This window comes from Stenotrophomonas sp. YJH_SMC_91 (assembly GCF_059368495.1).
The window spans coordinates 24,612-46,614 of the sequence record NZ_JCAFRT010000019.1 but is presented as its reverse complement, the minus strand read 5'-3'; the positions used below and the strand labels follow the sequence as shown (position 1 = coordinate 46,614).

Below are 22,003 nucleotides of genomic sequence, written 5' to 3'. Positions count from 1 at the left end.
TTCGTTACTCCTGGGAAACCTGGGCACCGCCGGCAGCGCCCGCCGGGGTAGCAGCAGCGGTGTTCTCACCGACGCCGATGAACTGGTCGATGACCTTCTTGAACAGCAGCGGTTCAACACTGGAGAAGTGCTGCACCGGTACGTTCTTCGACGGTGCGGCCAGCGCCTTGAACTGCGTGAAGCTGAGCGCGTCCGGCGCGCTGCGCACCTCGGCCACCCAGCGATCGAAGTCTTCGTTGCTGCTGGCAGTGGCGATGAACTTCATGTTCGAGAAGCCATGCCCGCTGTAGTTGCCGGACATGCCACGGAACTGGCCGGGCTCGTTGGCGATCAGGTGCAGCTGCGTGCGCATGCCGGCCATCGCGTAGATCTGCCCTCCCAGCTGCGGGATGAAAAAGGTATTCATCGTCGAGTTGGAGGTGATGTTGAACGCCAGCGGGCGGTTGGCCGGGAAGTTGAGCTGGTTGACCGTGGCGATGCCCAGATCCGGATACACGAACACCCATTTCCAGTCGGTGGCGATCACGTCCACGTGCAGCGGCTCACCGGCCACGTCCAGCGGCTTGTACGGGTCCAGCTCGTGGGTCGACTTCCACACGATCACCGCCAGCACCGCGATGATGATCAGCGGCACGCCCCAGACCACGATCTCCACCTTGGTGGAGTGCGACCAGTCAGGCATGTATTTGGCTTTGGTGTTGCCGGCGCGGTAGCGCCACGCGAACACGAAGGTCAGCACGATGGCCGGTATCACCACGATCAGCATCAGGCCGATGCAGATCAGGATCAGGTCGCGCTGGGCGAGCCCGACCATGCCCTTCGAATCCAGCAGCACCCAGTCACAGCCCGACAGGCCGACGCAGGCCAGGGCGACCAGCGCCAGGCGGATGCGGTTCCAGCAGATATTCATTGGAGGTCAACCCTGTTGAAGAAGCGCGCTTGACCGGCTCGCCTGCGCGCAGCGCCCGGGCGTGGAGCGGCTACACTGTGGGTACGAGGTCGCCTACAAGCAGGCGAACCACTCCAATCAAGCCCATACAAGATACAGCATTGTATGGACTTGTGCATCTGCACGTATGGAAAAAACTGACCGATGACGCCACCTGCCGCCGGCCGCCGCCTGAAACACCCCAATCGCACCTGGGTTCGCCCCTTCCGCGAGGGCGCCGGCCCGCTGTACCTGCAGATTGCCCAGCAGGTACGCGAGGCGGTGGATGACGGCGTGCTGCGCCCGGGCGACCGGCTGCCGCCGCAGCGCGACCTGGCCCAGCAGGTGGGCGTGGACCTGACCACCGTCACCCGTGCCTTCGCTGAGCTGCGCCAGGCCGGCCTGCTCGACGCGCAGGGCGCCGGGGGCACCTTCATCGCGCTGTCGGCCGGCAACCGCAGCACCTCGGTGGACCTGAGCATGAACATCCCGCCGCTGCTGGGCAGCGCGCCGTTCGCACAGGGCATGGAGGCCGGTTTCCAGCACGTGGGCCAGCAGCTGGGCCAGGGCGAGCTGATGAGCTATCACGTCGGCGCCGGCACCCGCGAGGACCGCGCCGCCGCCGTGCAGTGGCTGGCGCCGATGCTGGGCACGGTGGGTGCCGACCAGGTGGTGATCTGTCCCGGCGCGCAGACCGCGCTGTGTGCGCTGATCCTGGCCCGCACCCAGCCGGGCGAGCTGATCGCCGCCGAGCAGCTGACCTACCCGGGCCTGCTGGCCGCCGCGCGCGTGCTGCAGCGGGGCGTGGTGCCGGTGGCGATGGACGCCGAGGGCATGCTGCCGGACGCGCTGGAGGAGGCCTGCCAGCTACGCCGCCCGCGCCTGCTGTACCTGGTGCCGACCATCCAGAACCCGACCACGGCAACGATGTCGGCACAGCGCCGGCAGGCCCTGCTGGCGGTGGCCAAGCGCCACGATCTGACCGTGATCGAAGACGATCCCTACTGGTTGCTGGCCGGTGACGCCGCGCCGCCGCTGGCCGCCCACCGCGACGCCGGCTGCCCGGTGTATTACATCTCCACCCTGTCCAAGTGCCTGGCCCCGGGCCTGCGCACCGCCTACCTGGTGGTGCCGGCCGGCGAGCCGATGGAACCGGTGCTGGATGCGCTGCGTGCGATCGCACTGATGCCGACCCAGTCGATGGTGGCGGTGGCGTCGCAGTGGATCCGCAGCGGCCAGGCCCAGGACATGGTGCAGCGCTTCCAGCAGGAACTGCGCGAGCGCCAGGCGATTGCCGCGCAGTACCTGCCGTCCCGTGCCCAGGCGCATCCGGCCGGCCTGCATGTGTGGCTGCCGCTGCCGCCACGGCTGGACCAGTACCGGTTGATCCAGGCCGCACAGGAACAGGGCCTGGGCATCGCCAGCTCGGATGCCTTCAGCGTGGAAGAGCCGCCGCCGGGCAACGCGATCCGCCTGTCGCTGGGAGGCGCAGTCGACCAGGGCGCGCTGGCCGGGGCGCTGGCCAAGCTGAACGAGATCCTGTCCGAAGCCCCCGAGGCCCGGCACAACGCCATCGTCTGAACCGGGTGCATGGCGCTTAATCCATACAAGATGATATTTTGTATGCAATGTATGGATGAAGGGACGTGCATCGATGCGCGCCGAGAAACTGAAGTTCCACCTGGTGATGGCCGGGTGCGGTGGCTTTGTGGTGTTGATGCTGGCCGCGCTGGCCTGGGTCTGCCTGCAGCCGCAGACCGTGGACGTGCAGGCCGCCGAGCGCCACGCCATCGAGCAGTGCGTGCAGCGCAGCGAGGATCCCTCGCGTAGCGAGATCCAGCGTCGCGCGCAGGCCGACTCCTGCCGCGAGATGCGCAAGCAGTACGTGCACAAGTTCGGCGGGGAAGCGTCCTGATGGGCGCAGCCGCGCCGCGTCGCCGCTGGCTGCTGCCGACGATGATCGCCCTCGCCTGCCTGTTCATGGCCGGCGTGGCGGCTGCGCTGTGGCAGTACTTCGGCTACAGCGCGCAGTCCACCTTCACCGAACAGGCCATCGTCTTCGACGACTCGCAACTGCGCCTGCCGGCCGATCTGGCCGGTGATACCGGCCGCATCCGCGTGGTGCATTTCTGGGACCCGGCCTGCGGCGTGTGCAACCGCGAGACCGGTGCGCACCTGAGCTACCTGATCAGCATGTACCGCCGCGCCGGCATCGACTTCTATGCCATCCGCCGCCCGGGTACGCAGGGCGAGCTTCCTGAGCCGCTGCGCAACAAGGTGATCAACCTGCCGACCATCGACGGTATCGAACACATCCCGGCCAGCCCCGCCGTAGCCATCTGGGATCGCCAGGGCCACCTCGCCTACGCGGGGCCGTACAGCATCGGCATGGTCTGCAATTCGGCCAACAGCTTTGTCGAACCGCTGCTGGACAGACTGGTGCGCGGCGAGACCGTGCGCCCGAAAGGACTGCTTGCCGTGGGCTGCTACTGCCCCTGGCAGGCCAAGCGCTGAGGACGCGCAATGACATCACTGACGCTGGCCGGTGTGGCCGCCGCAAACAACAACGGCGGTCACCTGTCCGAACCGACCGATGGTTATGGACAGGCTCCCGCCGTTGGAAGCAACGATACGCCCCGACATGCTCCGTACATGCCGCGACCGGATGTCGCAGCCCGCGAATGGGTGCAGGACGTGCTCGCGCACAACGGGCCAATCTACCTGCGCATCGTCAATTCGCTGGAACGCACGGTGCGCCGTGGCGGCCTCGCACCCGGACAGCGCCTGCCCTCGCAGCGCGCGTTGGCGCAGCAGCTCGGCATCGACCTGACCACGGTCACCCGCGCCTTCGATGAAGCACGCAAGCGCGGCCTGATCGAAGCACGCGGGCCACAAGGCAGTTTCATCGCACCGCCCAAGGCCGGCTTCGACCAGGTGGTGGACCTGAGCATGAACGTGCCGCCGGTGCCCGACGCCGATGCGCTGGCCGAGACGCTGCGCCGCGGTGCCGCCGCCGTGCTTGCACGCAGCAACGCGCCCAACCTGATGACCTATCACCTGGGCGGCGGCAACCCGACCGACCGCCACGCAGCGGCGCGCTGGCTGCAACCGATGCTGGGAAAGGTGGACGACGCCTGCCTGTTGCTGACCGAAGGCGCCCAGGTGGCGCTGGCCGCGATCCTGGTCAGCCAGGGCCGCGACAATGATGCGATCCTCTGCGATGCGCTGGTCTATCCGGGCCTGCTGCAGGCCGCCGCCGCACTGGGCCGGCGGCTGGTGCCGGTGGACAGCGACGAACACGGCATGTGCCCCGATGCGCTGGCCCGGCTGGCACGCGAAAGCGGCGCGCGGTTGGTCTATCTCAACCCCACCTGCCAGAACCCGACCGCGCTGACCCTGCCGCTGCAGCGGCGCGAGGCGCTGGCACGTGTACTGGAAGGCGAAGGCCTGCTGGCGATCGAAGACGATCCTTACTGGCACCTCGCCGAGGATGCACCTACACCGCTGGCGGCACTTGCACCGCGTCATGTGTTCTACGTGGCGACGCTGTCGAAGGTGATCAGCCCCGGCCTGCGCACTGCGTTCGTGCAGTGCCCAAGCGCTGCGCACGCGGAGGCGATGACGGCTGCATTGCGGGCGACGCGGCTGATGGGTCATCCGCTGGTCTCGGCGTTGGCCAGCCAGCTGCTGCTGGATGGTTCGGCGCAGTCGCTGCTGGCCCTGGTGCGCACCGAGGCACGCGAGCGCATGCGCATGGCGCGCTACCTGCTGGCGCCATCGCTGCTGCAGCGCGCGGAAGGGCTGCATGCCTGGTGCCGGGTACCAGCGCCGTGGACCGACGCCACACTGGTGCGTACCGCACAGCTGCAGGGGCTGGCGATTGCGCCATCTTCGGCGTTCTGTCCGCCAGGGGTTTCGCACCAGAGCGGCGTGCGTTTGTCGCTGGGGCTGGCGACGGACCGCCGACAGCTGGAGAGTGCGCTGCGACGGATTGATCGGTTGTTGTTGTCCGATGCGTTGCCGACGATCGAGCGGTAGCCCTGGAATGGGATGTGCCGACCAACGGTCGGCACCCACCCGACCGGTAGTGCCGGCCGCTGGCCGGCGGAAGACTCCTCAGCATGGTTGGAATGTGCCAACCAACAGTTGGCACCCACCCGACCGGTAGCGCCGGCCGCTGGCCGGCGGAAGATTCCCCGGCACGGTTGGAATGTGCCAACCAAGGTTGGCACCCACCCGACCGGTAGTGCCGGCCGCTGGCCGGCGGAAGACTCCCCGGCACGGTTGGAATGTGCCAACCAAGGTGGGCACCCACCCGACCGGTAGTGCCGGCCGCTGGCCGGCGGAAGATTCCCCGGCACGGTTGGAATGTGCCAACCAAGGTTGGCACCCACCCGACCGGTAGTGCCGGCCGCTGGCCAGCGGAAGATTCCCCGGCACGGTTGGAATGTGCCAACCAACAGTTGGCACCCACCCGACCGGTAGCGCCGGCCGCTGGCCGGCGGAAGATTCCCCGGCACGGTTGGAATGTGCCAACCAAGGTTGGCACCCACCAGATCGGAGGTAGATCGTGGAATGGGATGTGCCGACCAACAGTCGGCACCCACCCGACCGGTAGCGCCGGCCGCTGGCCGGCGGAAGATTCCCCGGCACGGTTGGAATGTGCCAACCAAGGTTGGCACCCACCAAAGCAGGGTCAGGCCAAGGCGGAGAGGGCCTTCACCAGCGCATCCATCTGCTCCGGCCGGGTGAACACCGATGGCGTCACGCGTACACAGGCACCCGAGTCCAGGCCATCGCGATACGTGGTGAAAATCCGATGCTCATCCAGCAGGCGCTTCTGCAGCGCGAGGTTGTCAGCCACGCTGGTGCGCCCGCGCAGGCGGAAGCTGGCCAGCGCACTGGCCAGCGCCGGGTTCGGCGAAGACAGCACTTCGATGTGCGCCATCTTCCGCGCTGGCACGGTCCAGCGCTCGCGCAGGTAGCGCAGCCGCGCCTGCTTGTTGGCCACACCTACGCGCTGATGCAGGGCAATCGCCTCCGGCAGTGCCAGGTAGGCGGCGAAGTTGACCGTACCGGTGTGCACGCGGCTGCCGACACGGCCATCATCGGTCTCGCCCATGTACGGGTCCAGGTCCGCCACGCGCCCCTTGCGCACGTACATCGCGCCGACACCGACCGGCGCGCCGATCCATTTGTGCAGATTGATGCCCACGAAGTCAGCTTTCAGATCCGGCACGGCGTAGTCGATCTGACCGAAACCATGGGCAGCATCAACGATCACATCGATACCGCGTGCCCGCGCACGCTCGGCGATCTCGGCCACCGGCAGCACCAGCCCATGGCGATGGCTGACCTGGGTCAGCAGCACCAGTTTCAGGCGCGGCAACCGCGCGAACGCGGCCTCGTAGGCCTGCAGGATCTGCGCGTGGTCGGGCACGGCCGGTAGCGCGATACGCTCGACCTGCACGCCGCGACGCTGCTGCAGCCAGCGCATCGCGCCGATCATGCTGTCGTAGTCGATGTCGGCATACAACACCTGGTCGCCGGGCTGCAGGCGGTTGTAGCCACCGATCAGCGCCAGCATCGCCTCGGTGGCCCCCCGCGTCAGTGCGATCTCATCAGCACCCACACCCAGCAGTTCGGCTACCTCTCGCTGCACCGCCATGTATTGCGCCGGAAACGCGCGGCGCCCATACCAAGCGTTGCCACGATTCACTTCAGCGGTGTGGCGCTGGTAGCTGGCCAGCGTCTCACGACCCATCGCGCCCCAGTAGCCGTTCTCCAGGTGGTTCACTTCATCGGTGATGTCGAAGTGGCTGGCCACGGCGGCCCAATAGCCTTCATCGTGGGCCAGCACGTCCGGCGCCACGGTCGTCGAGGGAATCTCCATCGGCGAAGCGTAGCGCGCAGCGGCGCTGGCAGGCAGTGAAGACAGCGCAGCTGCAGCCGGCAGCAGGGTGCCGGCACGCAGCAGGGAACGACGACGAGCGTCCATCAGAAGGTCAGCCGGTACTGCGCGTACAGGTTGGCACCGTCGGTGTCGTACGGCGCGTTGCGCGAGTAGACCAGGCCACGGCTGGCCTGGAACGTGGCCTCATCCGGGTAGCGATCGAACACATTGTCGGCGCCCACGCGCAGGCTGTGGTGCTCGTTGATGCGATAGCCCACGGCCAGGTCGAGGAAGCTCATCGCACCGAAGCGCTGGTAGATGTCGCCCACCGCGTTGCCGCTGGAATCGGTCCAGGCGCCGTAGTAGCGCATGCGCGCCATCAGCGACCAGGCACCGATGTCCCAGCTGCCGGTCAGACTGCCCTTGTGCTCGGGCAGCCGGTCTTCGAACAGCACGCGCTGGGTTTCGTTGGTGGCCACCGAGGTGCTGCCGTTGTCCACGTGGGTGCGGTTGTAGTTGTAGGCCAGGGTCAACGTCATACGGCCGGCGCCGAGGTCGCGCAGGTAGTTGCCGACCACGTCCACGCCGGTGGTGGTGGTGTCGAAGTCGTTGGTGAAGTAGTTCACCGAGGTGTAGCCCAGTGGATTGGGCGTACCGGCCGGAATGGCGAAGCTGGCCGACTGGCTGAAGCGGTCGGTGAGCTTGATCTGGTAGACATCCACCGAGCCGGACAGGCCCAGGTCGGTGCGCCAGGTCAGGCCCAGCGAGGCGGTGCGCGATTCCTCCGGCTTCAACGGCTTGGCTCCAAGCAGCTGCGCCAGCGGATCGTTCGGCGACAGGCGGCCACTGGTGAAGATCTGCAGCGTGCGCGTGTCCAGGCCCTGGGTGGTGCTGGTGGTGTTGAGCTGCGCCGGCGTCGGTGCGCGGAAGCCGCTGGACACGGTGCCGCGCAGGGCCACGTCCGGGGTGATCGCAAAGCGCGCCGACAGCTTGCCATCCAGTGTGCTGCCGAAGCTGGAGAAGTCCTCGTAACGGCTGGCCGCGCCGATGCTCCAGCGCTCGCCCAGCGGCACTTCCATGTCCACGTAGGCGGCCTTGCTGCGCTGGCTCCACTGCCCGGCCTGGCTGGCCGAGAAGCCCGGCGCGCCATTGGAATTGGCTTCCAGGCCCGCGGCCGCGCCCGGACCCACCGCGTACGACGCCGGGTCACCGGCGCGCACCTGGTAGGTCTCCTGGCGGAACTCGCCACCGAAGGCGACGTTGATCGGCTTGGACAGCGCGCCCACCTCCCACTCGTAGTTGAAGTCGGCGTTGGCGTTCTTCTCGGTCTGGGTCAGGCGGCCGAGATCGAAGTCGGTCGGGCTGGCCGGGCCGAGCGAGGCATTGATCGAGTTCTTCAAGCTGTAGTCGATGGCGTTGCGGCCATACGAGGCGCTGACATCCCAGCGCAGCTTCGGCGTGATCTCGCCGCGCAGGCCACCGACCAGCTGCAGGTCGTTCTGGACGTTGCCGTACTGCGGGCTGAAGCCGACCGGATACAGCGAGCGCAGGTTCCAGCCGGGGAAGATGGAGGTGGTGCGGTACGCGCCGGTGGTGGTGTCCGGGTTGCGCCAGTTGAAATCACTGACGCCATCGCTGTGGCTGTACAGGCCGAAGGCATAGAGCTCCAGCGTCTCGCTGGCATTGGCCTTCACGTTGAAGCCGACGCGGCGGCTTTCCAGTTCCGGCTGGCCCCAGCGCTGCACCGGATTGGGCACGTCCAGCTCCGGATGTGCAGCCTGGAAGGCGATCGCGTCCGGGCGCTGGCGCGTGCGCGAGGTGGCGTCGGAGTTGGACGATTCGGCGAACAGCACCAGGCTGCCGTAGTCGCCCAGCGACCAGCCGGTGCGCGCACTGAAATCGCGGGAGGCACCGTCGCCCTGCGCGTACTGCGAATAGCCGGCGGTGATCTCAGTGCCAGGGCCATCCTCGAGAATGATGTTGATGACACCGGCGATGGCGTCCGAGCCGTACTGTGCCGACGCACCATCGCGCAGCACTTCGATGCGCTTGATCGCACTGGTTGGAATCTGTGCCAGGTCGGCCGCCTGCGCGCCACGGTTGCCGAGCAGCGCGCTGCGGTGGAAGCGACGACCGTTGACCAGCACCAATGTCTGATCCGGCGACAAGCCACGCAGGGTGGCCGGGCGCACGAACACCTGGCCGTCCGCCATCGGCAGGCGCTGCACCACAAACGACGGCACCAGCTGCGCCAGCACGTCCTTCAGGTCGGTGGATTCCACCGACTTGATGTCTTCCTTGGTGAAAACGTCCACCGGCGCCATCGTTTCGAACTGGGTGCGGTTGGAGGCGCGGGTGCCGGTGACCAGCATCGCGTCGAGCTGGGTGGGTGCCGCACGGCTGCCCGCCATGGCATCGACCGCATCGGCCTCCGCTGCGATCGCGCCTCCTGCGCTGGCCATGGAAAGGGCAAGGAGGATGGAACGCGAAAGCTTCGAACGATGCACGGCAGGGCTCCGGGAGGACGCGACAGGGCCAGCACCTGTTCGGAAACAACAGGGCTGGACAAGGCGCGCAGTCTCGGCGCGATCTGTGAAGGAGCCATGACGTCAGTGCGACAGCTTGATGCGCCAACCAAGATTGGCCCCTGCCAAGGCTCATCCGTAGATCCACGCCATGCATGGATGGGCAATGCAGACCCACGCCCCATCCCCGCACACAGCGGCTAGCCGTTGGCGTCGTCGCCAAAGCCAAAACGGGCCGGCCGTGCCGTTCGCAGCGGAACGAACATCATCGCAGCGAACACCACCAAGGCGGGGGTGGACATGATCCAGATGCCCCTGTTGCGAATCCCGATCCCCATGAAGTCGACCTGCAGATCGCCGATCCACTGCAGCTGCGTCAGTATCATCACCAGCCCGCCGATAGTCGCGCACGGCAACCCACCGTGACCGGCCCCCAACAACGTCGGTGTCAGAAACCCGCCCAGCAACGCGAAGCCGACACGGTACACCCAGGGATTGCCGCGCCACCGTGGCGCGCCGAACAACATCAGCAGCATCAGCGCCAGGGTCAACAGACTGGGAAGTACCCAGAGGGCAAGCAGCATTTCGATCATCTCGATCATCGGCCGGGCTCCGCTGGCCTGGCATCCCACGTCGTCGATCGCATCTCCCTGCCCCTCATCACGTCCATGAAGCACGCATTGTTGCCGGTACGCGGGCAGACGCAAAGCCCCGGCAGCGCAAGAACTGCTAAACGCCGCGCCTGCCGATCCGCTACTGTGCCCGGCATCGGATTCAAGGAACGGCAGGATGAGCGCGGCAGGCAAGGCGTTGTGGTACATCGAAACCCATGCGGATCGACCGCTGGCACTGGCCGACGTCGCCGCTGCGGCGGGGCTGTCGCCGTTCCATCTGTCACGCCTGTTCCAGGCCCGCACTGGCACCTCGGTGGTGCGCTACCTGCGGGGACGGCGCCTGACCGCTGCGGCGCAGCGGTTGGCCGCCGGCGCAGGCGACATCCTGCAGGTGGCACTAGGTGCGGGCTACACCACCCATGCAGCGTTCACCCGTGCCTTCAGCGAACAGTTCGGACAGACACCAGAGCGGGTACGCGAACAGGGCACCGACGGACTGGCACTGGTGCAGGCGATCCGCGTGGACGAGGCGCCTGTACCCTGCGATGAGGCACCGCGCCTGCTCGACACGCCCGCCTTCCAGCTGGCGGGTATCGGCATGCGGCATACCCGCGACAGCAGCGGCGCGATTCCGGGCCAATGGGCCCAGCTCAACCGCGAGTGGCCGACGCCGGCACCGGTCAGCTTCGGCGTGTGCTGCAACAGTGATGACGATGGTGGCTTCGACTACATTGCGGCACTACCGGCAAGCACGGTGCCGAGCGTGCCTGCGCACTGGCGACGCGTGGACATCCCGGCGCGCCGCTACCTGGTGGCTTGGCACGGCGGACACATCTCGGCCATCCGCTCGACCTGGTTCTGGTTGCTGGATCATTATCTCCCTGCGTCCAACCTGAGCCTTGCCGATGCGCCGGACCTGGAACGCTACGACACCCGCTTTGATGAGCACACTGGCAACGGCGGCGTGGAGATCTGGCTGCCAGTCGACGAACGTCCCAACTGACAAGGAACTGAAGATGCGCATGATGGCCGCTGTGCTGGGAATGATCCTCATGGTCTCCACTGCCATTGCCGAGGGCAGCGAGACGCAGGCGGCCGGCGAGCGCCACGGCGCCACCACGGTGGCCAGCGCGGCTGTACGCGATGCGCAGCACCACGACGCGCTGCGCTACACGGTCTGGTACCCAGCGCTGGCCGGCAGCCGGGAAACCGCCCTGACCATCGGCCCGCCCGACGCACCGCTGTTCGAGGTCGGACGCGCAGCGGTGGATGCTCCCGTCGCGGGGGCTCGCCTGCCGACGCTGCTGCTGTCGCACGGTAACGGCGGCAGCGCACGCATGATGGGCTGGTTGGGCACGGCGCTGGCGCGGGACGGTTATCTGGTGATCGCGGTCGATCATCCCGGCAACAACGGTGCCGACGAGATGACGCTGGCCGGCAGCATGCTGAGCTGGCTGCGCGCGGATGATCTGCGCGCTGCGTTGGCCGCCGTGCAGGCCGATCCGATCCTGGGCCCGCATGTCGATCCAGAGCGGCTGGGCGTGGTCGGCTTCTCGGCCGGTGGCTACACCGCGCTGCTGGCAGCCGGTGCACGGCCCAGCCTGCAGCGACTGCTGGCCTTCTGCGCCGCGCACCCGGATGACGGCGTCTGCCAACCGCAACAGGAGGCGGCCACGCACACGACGCAGGCGCGCCGGGCCGCTGCGGCTTCGCCCGCGCTTGCCCCCTGGATCGCCGAGGCTGACGCACAGCGCGCGATTCCCGGCGTGCGTGCCGTGTTCCTGCTGGCACCCGCCATCGTGCAGGCGTTCGCGCCCGCGCAGCTGTCCGCGTTGCGGCAGCCGGTATCGATCATGTTGGGGGCCGCAGACACCGTCGCGCCACCGGAGACCAATGGTGAGGCCGCACAGGCGCAGATTCCGCGCGCAACGCTGCAACGCCTGCCGGAAGTGGGTCACTACGACTTCCTGGCGGCCTGTACCGCTGTCGGCGGGCAGAGGCTGCCCGGACTGTGCAACACGTCGGTTCCCAGGGCGAAAACCCACCGGCAGGCGGTGGATGCAGCCACGCGATTCTTCGCCGACGCACTGCGCTAGTGGCCGCCGGGTGCGGCCCGGCGCTACAGTGGTCGCGTCCACGGAGGAACGATCATGCGTCTGCTGCACCTCACCCTGCCGGTCTCCGATGTCGGTGCCGTGGCCAGCTACTTCCACGATGTCCTGCAGCAACGCGTGATCGGCCCCCATGTGCACATCGGCTGGAGCACGATCGAACTGCAGCCCGCTGAAGGACGTCCGCTCGGAGGCGTGCACCTGGCCTTCAACGTACCGGACAACCGCTTCGGCGAGGCAATGACCTGGCTGCGCGAACGCACGCCACTGCAACGCAATCCAGCAGGGCTGGATTACTTCGCGCTGGAAAGCAGCTGGCAATCGCAGTCGGTGTACTTCACTGGCCCCGATGGCTTGATCCTGGAACTGATCGGCCGCCGCCGCTTGCCCGACAGTACGCATCAGGGCGCCTTCCACGGCAGCGAACTGACCTGCCTGAGCGAGGTCGGCCTGCCCAGCCACGATGTCGATGCCGTGCGCGAACAGTCCAGTCTGCGGTTTGGCCTGCAACCGATCAGCCCGCCTTCGCCGCAGTTCGCGTCGATGGGCGACGACGAAGGGCTGCTGATCGTGGTCGCTGCGGACCGGCGCTGGTTCCCCGAGCAGAAGGACCTGCCCAATGCGCAGGGGCTGTTGCTGCAGGTCGGCGACGTGGCCGGCCCGGGCGTTGTGGAGGACGCTGCACTCGGCTGGCGTGTGCAGGCGACCTGATCTACCAGCTGCCCGACGCGCCGCCTCCGCCGCTGCGGCCGCCGCCTCCGGACCAACTGCTGGAGCTGCTCGACGACGAACTGCTGGATGACGAACTGGACGCGCTGCGGTGGCCGCCGGATGATCTGCGGCTGCCGCGAGCCTTCTCACCTGGCAGCATGGTGAAGATCCAGGTGAAGTACAGCACGAGCGTGCCGGCACTCCACCCGATCGTCGTGGCGAGGCGCGCAACCGGGCCGGCGCGATCGATGGCCAGCAGTGCGAAGAGCACGTAGCCAGCGGTCAGCAGCAACAGCACTGCGCACCTCACCCCGAAGCTGCTGCGGTCCTTGTGCCAGCGCGCGCGGCACGCCTGTACGAGGAAAAACACCAGCATGGCCATGATGCCTACCGCCAGGTCCAGCGACGTGTGCAAGGCCAGACTGGGTGGCAACTGGCCACGCACCACCATCACCACGAAGAACCCCGAACTGACCCCGAGCATGCCGAGCAGCACCACGCGCACACCGCGGCTACGGCGCCAGCACCAGCCAAGCAGGCTCGCCACCGGTACGCACAACGCCAACACGATGCAGAGCGCTGCCAGTGCCTGGCGTGGCGCCCACATGGCCGCCGCCAGCAGGCCCGCGGCCACCACGGCCGTCACCAGCAGCGGACGGGCCCAGGCCGGCAATCGCTCCGGGTGCGCCTGCGCCGAGGGCGGCGAGCGCCACAGACCCGCAAGGAAGCCGGCCAGCAGCGTCAGTGCAACCACCGAGTCTGCGCTGCGCCAATCGGCCGGCAGCACGTTGCGCATCGATGGTTCTTCCCATGCCGGTAGGTCCTCGCCATCGATCAGCGCCACTATGATCTTCGTTCCGTCCAGCACGCCCTGGTCAAGGTCGCCATCGCGGAAGCGCGGCACGATCGCCTTGTCGATGATGCGGGCGGCATAGGCATCGGGTATCGCGCCCTCCAGGCCGTAGCCGGTCTGGATGCGTACACGGCGGTCCTGCACGGCCACAAGCAGCAGCACGCCATCGTCAACGCCTTCGCGGCCCAGCTGCCACTGGTCGAACACCCGCTGTGCGTTAGCTTCGATGCCTTCGTCGCCAACATGGTTGACTACCATCACCTGCAGCTGCGCGCCGGTGCGCGCCTGCAACTGGAATGCCTGCGTGCGCAGTTTGTCGCGGGTATCCGCCGAAAGTGCGTTGGCGGCGTCCACCACCGGATCATCCAGCGCAGGGACTGCAGCACCGGCCATCACCACCCTCGGCAACAGGCACAACAGCATCAACAGCCATGCCGTGGCCCAGGTGCACGTCATCCTGCGCAGCATCCTCACGTACCCCGCCCTGCCTCGATCCGCGCATGCAGCGCCTGCAGCTGTGCCGCCGTCTGGTTGAACACCTGGAGATCGGCATCCACCAGGGCCGCCCAGTCAGGCGCGTGCCCCAGCAGTTGCGCCACCTGCTCGTTCGGCGCGCGATCGAAGCCCTCGCCAAGCACGGCAAGATAGCGCGCACGGAACCCCTCGGGGTCGCGCTGGTCCTGCACATACAACTGCACGGCCAGCAGACCCGCATACAGGTAGTTCACCAGATAGTTCGGGTCTTCATACATCAGGCGCTTGCCGATCCAGGCGTTGCGCAGCTGCGGGTAGCGCTCCGGTTGCTGGCCGAAGCGTGCGAGCACCCGCCCGGTCAGCGCGTCCAGGTCATCGGCGGTGCCCAGCGTGCCGGCGGCAACGCCCTGGTAGATCGACTGCTCCAGCTGCGCTTCCTCGGATGAGGTGAACAGCTGCAGCACCATGTCGTCCAGCAGCGATTTCAGGTAGTAGGCCTTGGCACGCGGGTCCTGTGCCTGCTGGTACAGCTGGTCGCGGAAGCGCAGCTCGTTGTAGATCGCGAACGCCTCGGTCAGCCACTGGCTGCCATTGCGCTGCAGCGGCGACGCATGACCCCGCTGCATCCACTCGCCGTGCAGGGCATGGCCAGCTTCATGGGCGATCTCGACATCGCTTTCCAGGTCCCCGCTGCGGACACCAACGAACAGCATTGCCGGCACACCGGGAGCGCTCACGGAGAACGCGTCCTGGCTGCGGTCACCGCGTTCGGTGGCCAGATCCATGCGGTGGCTGGCCGGATCGAGCAGCGCGCGCAGTTCAGCGACGTACGCCGGGCCCAGGTGCTGCATGGCATCGGCGGCGTTGTCGCGCAGCTGCGCCAGCGTCAGCATCGGTGGCGTGTAGCCGGCATCGGGCACCGTGGTATCCCAGATCTGCGGCGCGTCGATGCCCGATCGCGCAGCGTGGTGCAGCAGCATCTCCTGGTAGGCGCGGCGGTCTTCCGCATGCTGTTCGATCGCCACCAGCGTTGCATCCACTGCAGCAGTATCCAGGCCCATGCGCTGATAGCCATGTGCCGGCGCCGAGCCGTCACCCTGCAGGCGTGCCGCGGCGTCATTCACCTGCACCAGCCCCAGCAGCACCGACGCCATCGGCTCACGGCGCGATTGCAGACCTTGCCAGTAGCCCTTCCAGCCCGCCTCGCGCAGGGCGCGGTCGGGCTGCCGGGCCAGTGCCTGCCTGTCGCGCCCCGTGTCCCAGTGCCGGCCGCCGTGCTCGATCTGCGGGTACTCGGCGCTGCGCAGGATCTGCCCACGCAGGCGCGCGAAGCTGTCCAGCGCCGGATCGGCCAGTGCCTCCACGGCCTCATCCAGCGCGGCGTTGGCCGGGGCGGCGGCCTCCTTCAACGCGCGTGCGCGCAGGAAGCCATAGGGTGCTGCCCATGGTGCATCCGCGGACGCCTCGCGCAGAGCGGCGCGGCCGCTGCGGGCAATGCGGCTGCACAGCCCCATCACCTGGTCCAGCGCCTGGGCCGGACGCTGATCACGCGCATTGCGGGCGGCCTGCAGGTGCAGGTAGCTGTGATGGCGCAGGCACTGCGCCTCCAGTACCTCGGCCTGCCGGAAGCGTTCCGCGGGTGCAACGGTGGACGCCTGCTGCAGAGCCTCGACGCGCTTGCCCAGTGCGTCACGCGCGGCCTGTTCGGCGGTGGCATTGGCGAAGTAGGCGCGGTCATCGGCATGCACCGACTGTGCCTGGGCGCCGCTGAGGGAGGCTATCGCCAGCACAGCTGCGATGGCGGTGGTGGTGGCGTGCTTCCTGAAAGCCTGCATCGGCGTCTCCCTGCCTGGACCAGGGATCGAGCCTAGCAGTCACTGGCCCGCCGCGCCTGTGCCGGATCAGGTTTCAGATCGACTCGTCCTCACGCTTGACCAGTGTCCAACACGGCGTCTGCGCAAAGGTGTAGGTCTGCTGGTCGCTGCTGTCCGGCATACGGATCTGCACCTGCCGCTGCCCATCGGCCAGGGGGCTGATCTGTATTTCGCGGCCCTGGCCGGCCAACGCGGCAGGATCGGGCATCACCGGCCACTCCACATCGGCCAGCGCCAACCGGCTCTCCACCTTGCGCGGTTCCGGCTCGGCCTCCGCATCGATGTAGCTGTCCAGCAGCGGGTCGGCAGTGGCCTTTTCCTGCAGCGCGATCTCATTGCCGAAATGCTTCAGGAATGCATCGAATTCCGGGTGGGGGCATTCACTGCGTGCAGCCACAGGTGTGGGCTCGGCGGCAGTGATCGCCGGCGCCGCTGCGGCAGGCCCGGCTTCGCCCGCTGTCTGCTGCGGCTGCGGCGCAGGCGTGCAGGCAACCAGCACCACGCCACAGGCGAGCATCAGCAGTGCGGCAGAACGGTATCGACACATGGGCTCATCCTGAATCCGGTCCGGTCGCTCCATGCTACCGCGCGCCCTACAATTCCGGCATTCCGCCTGTCCGAGAGTCCTCATGCATCGCCTCCTGCTCCTGATCGGCCTGCTGCTGCCCGCCCTGTGGCCAGCGGTGGCGATGGCCGTCGATGTCCACGAAGGCGATCTGCTGTTTGTCACCGCCGGCCGCAGCGGCCTCAGTGCCGCCATTGACGATGCCACCGGCAAGCAGGGCGCGCCCAGCTTCGATCACGTCGCCCTGGTCGCTTCCACGCCGAAGGGCTGGGAGGTATTGCATGCGGACGAGAAAGGATCGCGCCGGCAATCGCTGGTCGAGTTCCGCCAGGAGGCGCGCGCCAAGCAGCGGCAGATCGTGGTCTATCGCCTGCATGCGCCGCAGCAGGCGGCCATCAAGGATGCGGTCGCCACCGCGCGCACGATGCTGGGCAAGCCGTACAACACGTCGTATGTGTTGAACGAGGACAGCTACTACTGCTCGGACTTCATCGAACGCGTCTTCCGTGCGCACCACGTGTTCGCATTGCAGCCGATGAACTTCCGCAACCCGCAGACCGGGGAGATCGCCCAGCACTGGGTGGATCTGTACCGCGGCATGGGCATGGACGTACCGCAGGATCAGCCCGGCACCAATCCGAACGACATGTCGGCAGCGCCGGTGCTGCAGCGTCTCGGCGTGCTGGAATAAGCAAAGCCCCGCACGGGGCGGGGCTTTGCATCACCGGAGCTGGTGGCGAGGTCACTCTTCCTCGTCCTGCCCACCCTGCTGCTGGTTGCGCTGGTTGCGCTGCTGCTGTTCCTGCTGCTGTTGCTGCTGCTGGTCGCGTCCACGACCCTGCTGCTGATCCTGCTGGTTCTGCTGGCCCTGCTGCTTCTGGTTCGGGTTCTGGTTCTGCTGTGCCATGTCCGATCTCCAAAGCCACTCGCGGAATGCGGTGGACGTGGCCATCGTCTGCAGCGAATGGTTAATCACGCGTGGGTGCGCGGCTACATCTGCGTGTACGCCTGTGAATGAACGCGCAGAAGCCCTTGTGGCACAAGCGGCTGAAGAATTCATGCGGGTTCGGCATGTGCTCATGCAGTGGTCAGCATGGCGCGCATTCATGGCGTTCTCAGCCGGAAACACGCGCGGAAGGAGGCTGGCTTCCCAACTCACGCAGGCAAGCCAGCCCAGCATTCAGGGCATCACCGGCGGCACATAGGCCAGGGTCATGCCCAGCAGCCACAGCAGGCCCAGCACCAGCGGGATGTGCACCAGCAGCTGGATGAAGGTGAAGCCCACGATGTCGCGTGCCTTCAGGCCCAGTACGCCCAGCAGCGGCAGCATCCAGAACGGATTGATCAGGTTCGGCAGCGCTTCGGCCGCGTTGTAGACCTGCACCGCCCAGCCCAGGTGTGCCTTCAGTTCGTTGGCGGCCTGCATCACGTACGGCGCCTCGATGATCCACTTGCCACCACCGGAGGGCACGAAGAAGCCGAGCACCGCCGAATAAACGCCCATCACCAGCGCGAAGGTATCGGTGCTGGCCACGTGCACGAACAGGCTCGACAGCCGGTGCGCCAGTGTCTGCCCGTCGCCACCGGCAGCGTGGGTGAGGATCATCGCGATGCCACCGTACAGCGGGAACTGGATCAGCACGCCGGTGGTGCTGGGCACCGCCTTGGCCACCGCGTTGAGGAAGCTGCGCGGCCGCCAGTGCAGCAGCAGGCCCAGCGAAATGAACAGGAAGTTGTAGGTGTTGAGGTTGGCGATGGCGGTGACCACCGGCTTGTTGGCGAACTCGTTGAACAGCCAGCCGAACGCCAGCAGCGAGAGCAGCACGGTCAGCAGCGGGCTGTACTCCAGCCATTCGCCCGGGCGCGTGCGGCGCTGCAACGGCTCCGGCTCGGCCTGCGCGGCGCCGGGGAAGTCTTCAGCGGTACGGGCACTGCCGGCGGCCGGGGCGGTCAACCAGGCGATCAGCAGCGAGACCAGGATCAGCACCGCGGTCAGTGCGATCGACTGCCACAGGAAGATGGTTTCGGTGAACGGCAGGACGCCGGTGATCTCGACCAGGCCCGGCGGCATGCTGGCCGGATTGGCCTGCAGCTGTGCGGCCGAGGAACTCAACCCCATCGCCCACACCGCCCCCAGGCCGAGATACGCCGACGCACCGGCCGCGCGGTAGTCCATGCGCAGTTCGGTACGGCGGGCCAGCGCGCGCACCAGCAGGCCACCGAACACCAGCGAGAAGCCCCAGCTGAGCAGCGAAGCGAGCATGCTGACCAGGCCCACGTACACCACCGCACCGCGGCCGGTACGCGGCACCCGGGCGAGGAAATCGATGAAGCGTGCGACCACCGGCGCGGTGGCCACGGCGTAGCCACCGATGACCACGAAGGCCATCTGCATGGTGAAGGGAATCAGGCTCCAGAAACCGTCACCGAAGGCGCTGGCGGTGGCCTGCGGGGTCGAGCCGAAGCCCATCGCGGCCAGCGCGACGATGACCACGCCCAGAACCGCGAACACGTACGCATCGGGGAACCACTTTTCCGCCCAGGCGGCCGAGCGCAGCGCTGCGCGCGCCATCCAGCCGTCCTGTACTGCTGCCGTCGAGGCCATCGCCTACCCTCCCAGGTTCGATGGATCGATTCTGGGCGGTGGGGTGCGGCCTGTCAGCCACCTATTGGTCGTAGGTCGCGGAGGAGGGTAGTGCCGGCCGCTGGCCGGCAACCTTGGGATCGTGCACGGGTGCAGCCGGCCAGCGGCCGGCTCTACCAGATCCAAGCATCATCGCAGGTGGTGGAAGGCGGTAACGCCGGCCGCTGGCCGGCAATTTCCCAATTGGGTTGGTCGTGCAGCCGGCCAGCGGCCGGCTCTACCAGACCCGGGGACGGTCGCAGGTGGTGGGTGGTGGTAGTGCCGGCCGCTGGCCGGCAATCTCGCGATCGCGCACGGGTGCAGCCGGCCAGCGGCCGGCTCTACCTCACCTTGGGCTCAACGCAGTGCCAGATCCACGGCGATGCCGGCAAACAGCGCGGCACCCACCCAGTTGTTGTGCAGGAACGCCTTGAAGCAGGGGCCGCGCTCGCGGTTGCGGCAGATCCAGAACTCGTACACCACCAGCGCGGTAGCCACGGCCACACCGGCCAGGTAGTACCCACCCAACCCTCCACGCACGCCGACCAGCGCCATGGTGGCCAGGAACAGCGCGTACAGCACGCCCTGGATGACCAGGTCGAGGTCGCCGAACAGGATCGCGGTGGAGTGCGAGCCCATCTTCAGGTCGTCCTCGCGGTCGACCATGGCGTACCAGGTGTCGTAGGCGGTGGACCACAGGATGTTGCCGGCGTACAGCAGCCAACCCAGCATCGGCACCTCGCCCTGCACGGCGGCGAAGGCCATCGGGATGCCCCAGCCGAACGACATGCCCAGGTAGACCTGTGGCAGATGGGTGTAGCGCTTCAGGTACGGGTAGCTGGCGGCCAGGAACACGCCGATGAAACTCAGGCCGATGGTCAGCCCGTTCAGGGTCAGCACCAGGCCGAAGGCCACCAGCATCAGCACGGCGAACAACGCCAGCGCGGCGCGTCCGCTGATCGCGCCGGTGGCCAGCGGACGCGCCTTGGTCCGCTCCACGTGCGGGTCGAGCCAGCGGTCGGCGTAGTCGTTGATGACGCAACCGGCCGAGCGGGTCAGCCACACGCCGGCGGTGAACACGAACAGCGTCCACAGCGGCGGCAGGCCGCCGGCAGCCAGCCACAACGCCCACCAGGTGGGCCACAGCAGCAGCAACGTGCCGATCGGGCGATCAGCACGCATCAGACTCCAGTAATGCCGCCAACGCGGCGTCGCCGGCGACTGCGGCGAAGTGAGGGGGGTATCAGCCATGGCGATAGGATACTCCTGCCCCTCCGGCAGGGCTTTGCCGGTGGGGGGAGATTTGTTCGACGAAACTGGATAGAATGCCGGTCCCGCACCGCTTCATGGCGCTGCGATGCCCGCCCCGGCACTGGCCGACGGCGCGGCGGTTCTACAACGCGCCCGTAGCTCAGCCGGATAGAGTAGTGGCTTCCGAAGCCATTGGTCGGGGGTTCGAATCCCTCCGGGCGCGCCATTTTTCCTTCATTGCCTGTACGCAGCGTCCCAACCGGGCGATGCTGCGAAGTCGCAAGGAATCCGGCTCGCCGCCAGGAATGTCAGGGAATGAACGTTGCCGAGCGATGTTCGCAACCGGCAGCGTCCTGTACCACGATGGAGTAATTCGCGCCCGCGCTGGATGCGCCGGGCAGGAACAGGCCATCACCATCGAACAGAACGCTCTGCTGTTCATCCTGCCCGATCGACACCCCGATCGCTCCCGGTGTGATTTCCTCAAGGATCACGTTGTAAGGCCGCCAGGCATCTTCGCCTGTGCGCCTCATCTCTGCGCGAGCGGTCCTTGAGTTCAACCTGCGTCTCTCATCCACCCACAGCTGAAGCGGCTGACCAGCGTTGTGGCTGACCTGGAAGCGCCCATAGGTCAGCCCGTCGATGCTCTCGGTGCCGATGTAAGTGAATTGGGCCGGCTGACACTTCGTCGTGCGGTTCGGATGCGCCGCACAGGATGTCAGTGCGGCCGCGAGGCAAAAGGCAGTCAGGCGCTTCATGGGTTCGAGGCCTGATGTGGGTGGTTGTCGCGGCGGAATGCGGCGGTGAGGGCAACCAGCACTACGCCCCAGAGCGGCGTGAGCAGCACGACGCTGATCACCGTCAGCGAAACCGGTACGTGCCAGAGCAGCGATGGCCTGAATCCGCTGAATCTGTAGGCTTCCAGTACAAGTACCACGACCTGGGCCAGAAGGCCCGCGAGCAGCCCCAAGCCAGCCCCCTTGGCAAGCCGCCTGAACGTCAGGCGGCCAGCGGCGGGAACCCGTGCGCCAATTCCCAGCAACAGAAGGCTGACGGCATACAGCCAGAAGAAAACCTGATGTGAGTCGAAGGCGTAAAGCGCCCTGCCCACAAAGTGCAGGAATAGCCAGAGTGCTCCACACGACACCGCGTAGGCCAGCCCGTACCGAAGAATCTGCCTCGCTTTCATCTTGTACCTCTCCGAGGCGTGCAGGCCGATCGCGTTCTGTTGTGGAGGAGCGCGGGAGCTCATGCACCTTGCCTCCTGCTTGGCGGCCTACTCACGCAGCCCATCGCGCAGCGCTCGAGAGTACCTGCCTGCCCGAGTCACTGTCGACACCGAACCGGGAAAGCAGTTCGCTGAGTACAAGATCCATGATGTTCATCTAGCTGCACGCACGGTAGAGCCCATTGCGTTGGCCCGATGGTGATCCGTCCTGTAATCCATCCCTGCGTCAGCTCCCTGCCGGCCTACATGCCCCGCAACCTGCCCCAGCTCAAGCCAAGCGGTGCGTGCGCCGTGGGGTGATGCCCTCAATCGATCAATGCGCCACAACGGCCAATCGCTCCGCACCCACCATG

20 protein-coding genes and 1 tRNA gene are annotated in these 22,003 nt (G+C 67.2%); 9 read left to right on the top strand and 12 right to left on the bottom strand.

The features are described 5' to 3' along the window. Nucleotides 1–4 precede the first annotated feature (4 nt). A complete protein-coding gene (cyoA, locus tag AC5P5X_RS18250; protein WP_099472679.1) occupies nt 5–910 on the bottom strand; it encodes a ubiquinol oxidase subunit II in 906 nt (301 codons plus the stop codon). Nucleotides 911–1,093: 183 nt separating this feature from the next. Here cyoA and AC5P5X_RS18245 point away from each other — a divergent pair, with 183 nt between their 5' ends. Genes AC5P5X_RS18245 through AC5P5X_RS18230 form a run of 4 tightly spaced genes read left to right on the top strand, consistent with a single transcriptional unit; the run spans nt 1,094 to nt 4,966 of the window. After that, entirely contained in the window at nt 1,094–2,509 is a 1,416-nt protein-coding gene (locus AC5P5X_RS18245) for an aminotransferase-like domain-containing protein (protein ID WP_076739470.1), read from the top strand. A gap of 55 nt (nt 2,510–2,564) precedes the next feature. Next, nucleotides 2,565–2,843: a hypothetical protein gene (locus tag AC5P5X_RS18240; RefSeq protein WP_012481502.1), complete on the top strand. Its 279-nt coding sequence runs from the start codon at nt 2,565–2,567 to the stop codon at nt 2,841–2,843. Next, on the top strand, nt 2,843–3,442 hold the full coding sequence (locus tag AC5P5X_RS18235) for a DUF6436 domain-containing protein (protein WP_012481503.1): 600 nt from the start codon (nt 2,843–2,845) through the stop codon (nt 3,440–3,442). The genes AC5P5X_RS18240 and AC5P5X_RS18235 overlap by 1 nt, the downstream gene beginning before the upstream one ends. 9 nt (nt 3,443–3,451) lie before the next feature. Further along, the gene (locus AC5P5X_RS18230; RefSeq protein WP_076739471.1) at nt 3,452–4,966 is read left to right on the top strand and encodes an aminotransferase-like domain-containing protein; all 1,515 of its coding nucleotides are present in this window, start codon (nt 3,452–3,454) and stop codon (nt 4,964–4,966) included. Nucleotides 4,967–5,624: 658 nt separating this feature from the next. Here the strand turns inward: AC5P5X_RS18230 and AC5P5X_RS18225 are convergent. The 3 genes from AC5P5X_RS18225 to AC5P5X_RS18215 form a co-directional block, all read right to left on the bottom strand. Further along, nucleotides 5,625–6,926 (bottom strand): aminotransferase class V-fold PLP-dependent enzyme, encoded by a 1,302-nt coding sequence (locus AC5P5X_RS18225; RefSeq protein WP_099523838.1) that lies wholly within the window; start codon nt 6,924–6,926, stop codon nt 5,625–5,627. Then, nucleotides 6,926–9,328: a TonB-dependent receptor plug domain-containing protein gene (locus tag AC5P5X_RS18220; protein ID WP_111189165.1), complete on the bottom strand. Its 2,403-nt coding sequence runs from the start codon at nt 9,326–9,328 to the stop codon at nt 6,926–6,928. Before AC5P5X_RS18220 ends, AC5P5X_RS18225 begins: the two co-directional genes overlap by 1 nt. A 218-nt stretch (nt 9,329–9,546) precedes the next feature. Beyond that, nucleotides 9,547–10,167 (bottom strand): hypothetical protein, encoded by a 621-nt coding sequence (locus tag AC5P5X_RS18215; protein ID WP_227860230.1) that lies wholly within the window; start codon nt 10,165–10,167, stop codon nt 9,547–9,549. On the opposite strand from AC5P5X_RS18215, the gene AC5P5X_RS18210 reads away from it, so the two are divergent. The 3 genes from AC5P5X_RS18210 to AC5P5X_RS18200 are packed head-to-tail and all read left to right on the top strand — an operon-like array spanning nt 10,136 to nt 12,782. Then, nucleotides 10,136–10,963: an AraC family transcriptional regulator gene (locus tag AC5P5X_RS18210; protein WP_005411484.1), complete on the top strand. Its 828-nt coding sequence runs from the start codon at nt 10,136–10,138 to the stop codon at nt 10,961–10,963. The two genes, AC5P5X_RS18215 and AC5P5X_RS18210, sit on opposite strands and share 32 nt — an antisense overlap. A gap of 13 nt (nt 10,964–10,976) precedes the next feature. Then, a complete protein-coding gene (locus AC5P5X_RS18205; protein ID WP_099530816.1) occupies nt 10,977–12,056 on the top strand; it encodes an alpha/beta hydrolase family protein in 1,080 nt (359 codons plus the stop codon). A 54-nt stretch (nt 12,057–12,110) separates the two neighbouring features. Next, nucleotides 12,111–12,782 carry a VOC family protein gene (locus AC5P5X_RS18200; protein WP_099530814.1) on the top strand — a complete coding sequence of 224 codons (672 nt, stop codon included), beginning with the start codon at nt 12,111–12,113 and terminating at the stop codon, nt 12,780–12,782. Nucleotide 12,783: 1 nt separating this feature from the next. Here AC5P5X_RS18200 and AC5P5X_RS18195 read toward each other — a convergent pair whose 3' ends face one another. The 3 genes from AC5P5X_RS18195 to AC5P5X_RS18185 form a co-directional block, all read right to left on the bottom strand. Beyond that, nucleotides 12,784–14,103, bottom strand: a complete 1,320-nt coding sequence (locus tag AC5P5X_RS18195; RefSeq protein WP_111189164.1) for a TPM domain-containing protein — start codon at nt 14,101–14,103, stop codon at nt 12,784–12,786. A 2-nt stretch (nt 14,104–14,105) separates the two neighbouring features. Next, nucleotides 14,106–15,944 carry a M3 family metallopeptidase gene (locus AC5P5X_RS18190; protein WP_111189163.1) on the bottom strand — a complete coding sequence of 613 codons (1,839 nt, stop codon included), beginning with the start codon at nt 15,942–15,944 and terminating at the stop codon, nt 14,106–14,108. A gap of 73 nt (nt 15,945–16,017) precedes the next feature. After that, nucleotides 16,018–16,530: a hypothetical protein gene (locus tag AC5P5X_RS18185; RefSeq protein WP_111117764.1), complete on the bottom strand. Its 513-nt coding sequence runs from the start codon at nt 16,528–16,530 to the stop codon at nt 16,018–16,020. Nucleotides 16,531–16,612: 82 nt separating this feature from the next. On the opposite strand from AC5P5X_RS18185, the gene AC5P5X_RS18180 reads away from it, so the two are divergent. Next, complete coding sequence (locus AC5P5X_RS18180) at nt 16,613–17,239, top strand: YiiX/YebB-like N1pC/P60 family cysteine hydrolase (RefSeq protein ID WP_099484241.1); 627 nt, start codon at nt 16,613–16,615, stop codon at nt 17,237–17,239. A 51-nt stretch (nt 17,240–17,290) separates the two neighbouring features. Here the strand turns inward: AC5P5X_RS18180 and AC5P5X_RS18175 are convergent, their stop codons facing one another. The 3 genes from AC5P5X_RS18175 to ubiA all read right to left on the bottom strand — a co-directional run bounded on the left by AC5P5X_RS18175 (nt 17,291) and on the right by ubiA (nt 20,422). Beyond that, on the bottom strand, nt 17,291–17,455 hold the full coding sequence (locus AC5P5X_RS18175; RefSeq protein WP_005414774.1) for a hypothetical protein: 165 nt from the start codon (nt 17,453–17,455) through the stop codon (nt 17,291–17,293). 273 nt (nt 17,456–17,728) lie between these two features. Continuing rightward, entirely contained in the window at nt 17,729–19,153 is a 1,425-nt protein-coding gene (locus tag AC5P5X_RS18170; RefSeq protein WP_005411492.1) for a short-chain fatty acid transporter, read from the bottom strand. 375 nt (nt 19,154–19,528) lie between these two features. Next, nucleotides 19,529–20,422 carry a 4-hydroxybenzoate octaprenyltransferase gene (ubiA, locus tag AC5P5X_RS18165; protein ID WP_005411493.1) on the bottom strand — a complete coding sequence of 298 codons (894 nt, stop codon included), beginning with the start codon at nt 20,420–20,422 and terminating at the stop codon, nt 19,529–19,531. A gap of 149 nt (nt 20,423–20,571) precedes the next feature. Here ubiA and AC5P5X_RS18160 point away from each other — a divergent pair. Beyond that, a tRNA-Arg gene (locus AC5P5X_RS18160) sits at nt 20,572–20,648 on the top strand. An 82-nt stretch (nt 20,649–20,730) separates the two neighbouring features. Here AC5P5X_RS18160 and AC5P5X_RS18155 read toward each other — a convergent pair. Then, nucleotides 20,731–21,180, bottom strand: a complete 450-nt coding sequence (locus AC5P5X_RS18155) for a hypothetical protein (protein ID WP_043034236.1) — start codon at nt 21,178–21,180, stop codon at nt 20,731–20,733. Beyond that, nucleotides 21,177–21,674, bottom strand: a complete 498-nt coding sequence (locus AC5P5X_RS18150; protein ID WP_223846447.1) for a hypothetical protein — start codon at nt 21,672–21,674, stop codon at nt 21,177–21,179. Before AC5P5X_RS18150 ends, AC5P5X_RS18155 begins: the two co-directional genes overlap by 4 nt. Between the last annotated feature and the right edge of the window lie 329 nt (nt 21,675–22,003).

Bases quoted from the DNA above. Each gene is read 5' to 3' on its own strand.
- AC5P5X_RS18210 (WP_005411484.1), top strand. From the start codon at position 10,136: ATGAGCGCGGCAGGCAAGGCGTTGTGGTACATCGAAACCCATGCGGAT.
- AC5P5X_RS18205 (WP_099530816.1), top strand. From the start codon at position 10,977: ATGCGCATGATGGCCGCTGTGCTGGGAATGATCCTCATGGTCTCCACT.
- AC5P5X_RS18230 (WP_076739471.1), top strand. From the start codon at position 3,452: ATGACATCACTGACGCTGGCCGGTGTGGCCGCCGCAAACAACAACGGC.
- AC5P5X_RS18235 (WP_012481503.1), top strand. From the start codon at position 2,843: ATGGGCGCAGCCGCGCCGCGTCGCCGCTGGCTGCTGCCGACGATGATC.
- cyoA (WP_099472679.1), bottom strand. From the start codon at position 910: ATGAATATCTGCTGGAACCGCATCCGCCTGGCGCTGGTCGCCCTGGCC.
- AC5P5X_RS18175 (WP_005414774.1), bottom strand. From the start codon at position 17,455: ATGGCACAGCAGAACCAGAACCCGAACCAGAAGCAGCAGGGCCAGCAG.
- AC5P5X_RS18245 (WP_076739470.1), top strand. From the start codon at position 1,094: ATGACGCCACCTGCCGCCGGCCGCCGCCTGAAACACCCCAATCGCACC.
- AC5P5X_RS18155 (WP_043034236.1), bottom strand. From the start codon at position 21,180: ATGAAGCGCCTGACTGCCTTTTGCCTCGCGGCCGCACTGACATCCTGT.
- ubiA (WP_005411493.1), bottom strand. From the start codon at position 20,422: ATGGCTGATACCCCCCTCACTTCGCCGCAGTCGCCGGCGACGCCGCGT.
- AC5P5X_RS18240 (WP_012481502.1), top strand. From the start codon at position 2,565: ATGAAGGGACGTGCATCGATGCGCGCCGAGAAACTGAAGTTCCACCTG.
- AC5P5X_RS18150 (WP_223846447.1), bottom strand. From the start codon at position 21,674: ATGAGCTCCCGCGCTCCTCCACAACAGAACGCGATCGGCCTGCACGCC.
- AC5P5X_RS18195 (WP_111189164.1), bottom strand. From the start codon at position 14,103: ATGCTGCGCAGGATGACGTGCACCTGGGCCACGGCATGGCTGTTGATG.
- AC5P5X_RS18185 (WP_111117764.1), bottom strand. From the start codon at position 16,530: ATGTGTCGATACCGTTCTGCCGCACTGCTGATGCTCGCCTGTGGCGTG.
- AC5P5X_RS18215 (WP_227860230.1), bottom strand. From the start codon at position 10,167: ATGTACCACAACGCCTTGCCTGCCGCGCTCATCCTGCCGTTCCTTGAA.
- AC5P5X_RS18200 (WP_099530814.1), top strand. From the start codon at position 12,111: ATGCGTCTGCTGCACCTCACCCTGCCGGTCTCCGATGTCGGTGCCGTG.
- AC5P5X_RS18180 (WP_099484241.1), top strand. From the start codon at position 16,613: ATGCATCGCCTCCTGCTCCTGATCGGCCTGCTGCTGCCCGCCCTGTGG.
- AC5P5X_RS18225 (WP_099523838.1), bottom strand. From the start codon at position 6,926: ATGGACGCTCGTCGTCGTTCCCTGCTGCGTGCCGGCACCCTGCTGCCG.
- AC5P5X_RS18170 (WP_005411492.1), bottom strand. From the start codon at position 19,153: ATGGCCTCGACGGCAGCAGTACAGGACGGCTGGATGGCGCGCGCAGCG.
- AC5P5X_RS18190 (WP_111189163.1), bottom strand. From the start codon at position 15,944: ATGCAGGCTTTCAGGAAGCACGCCACCACCACCGCCATCGCAGCTGTG.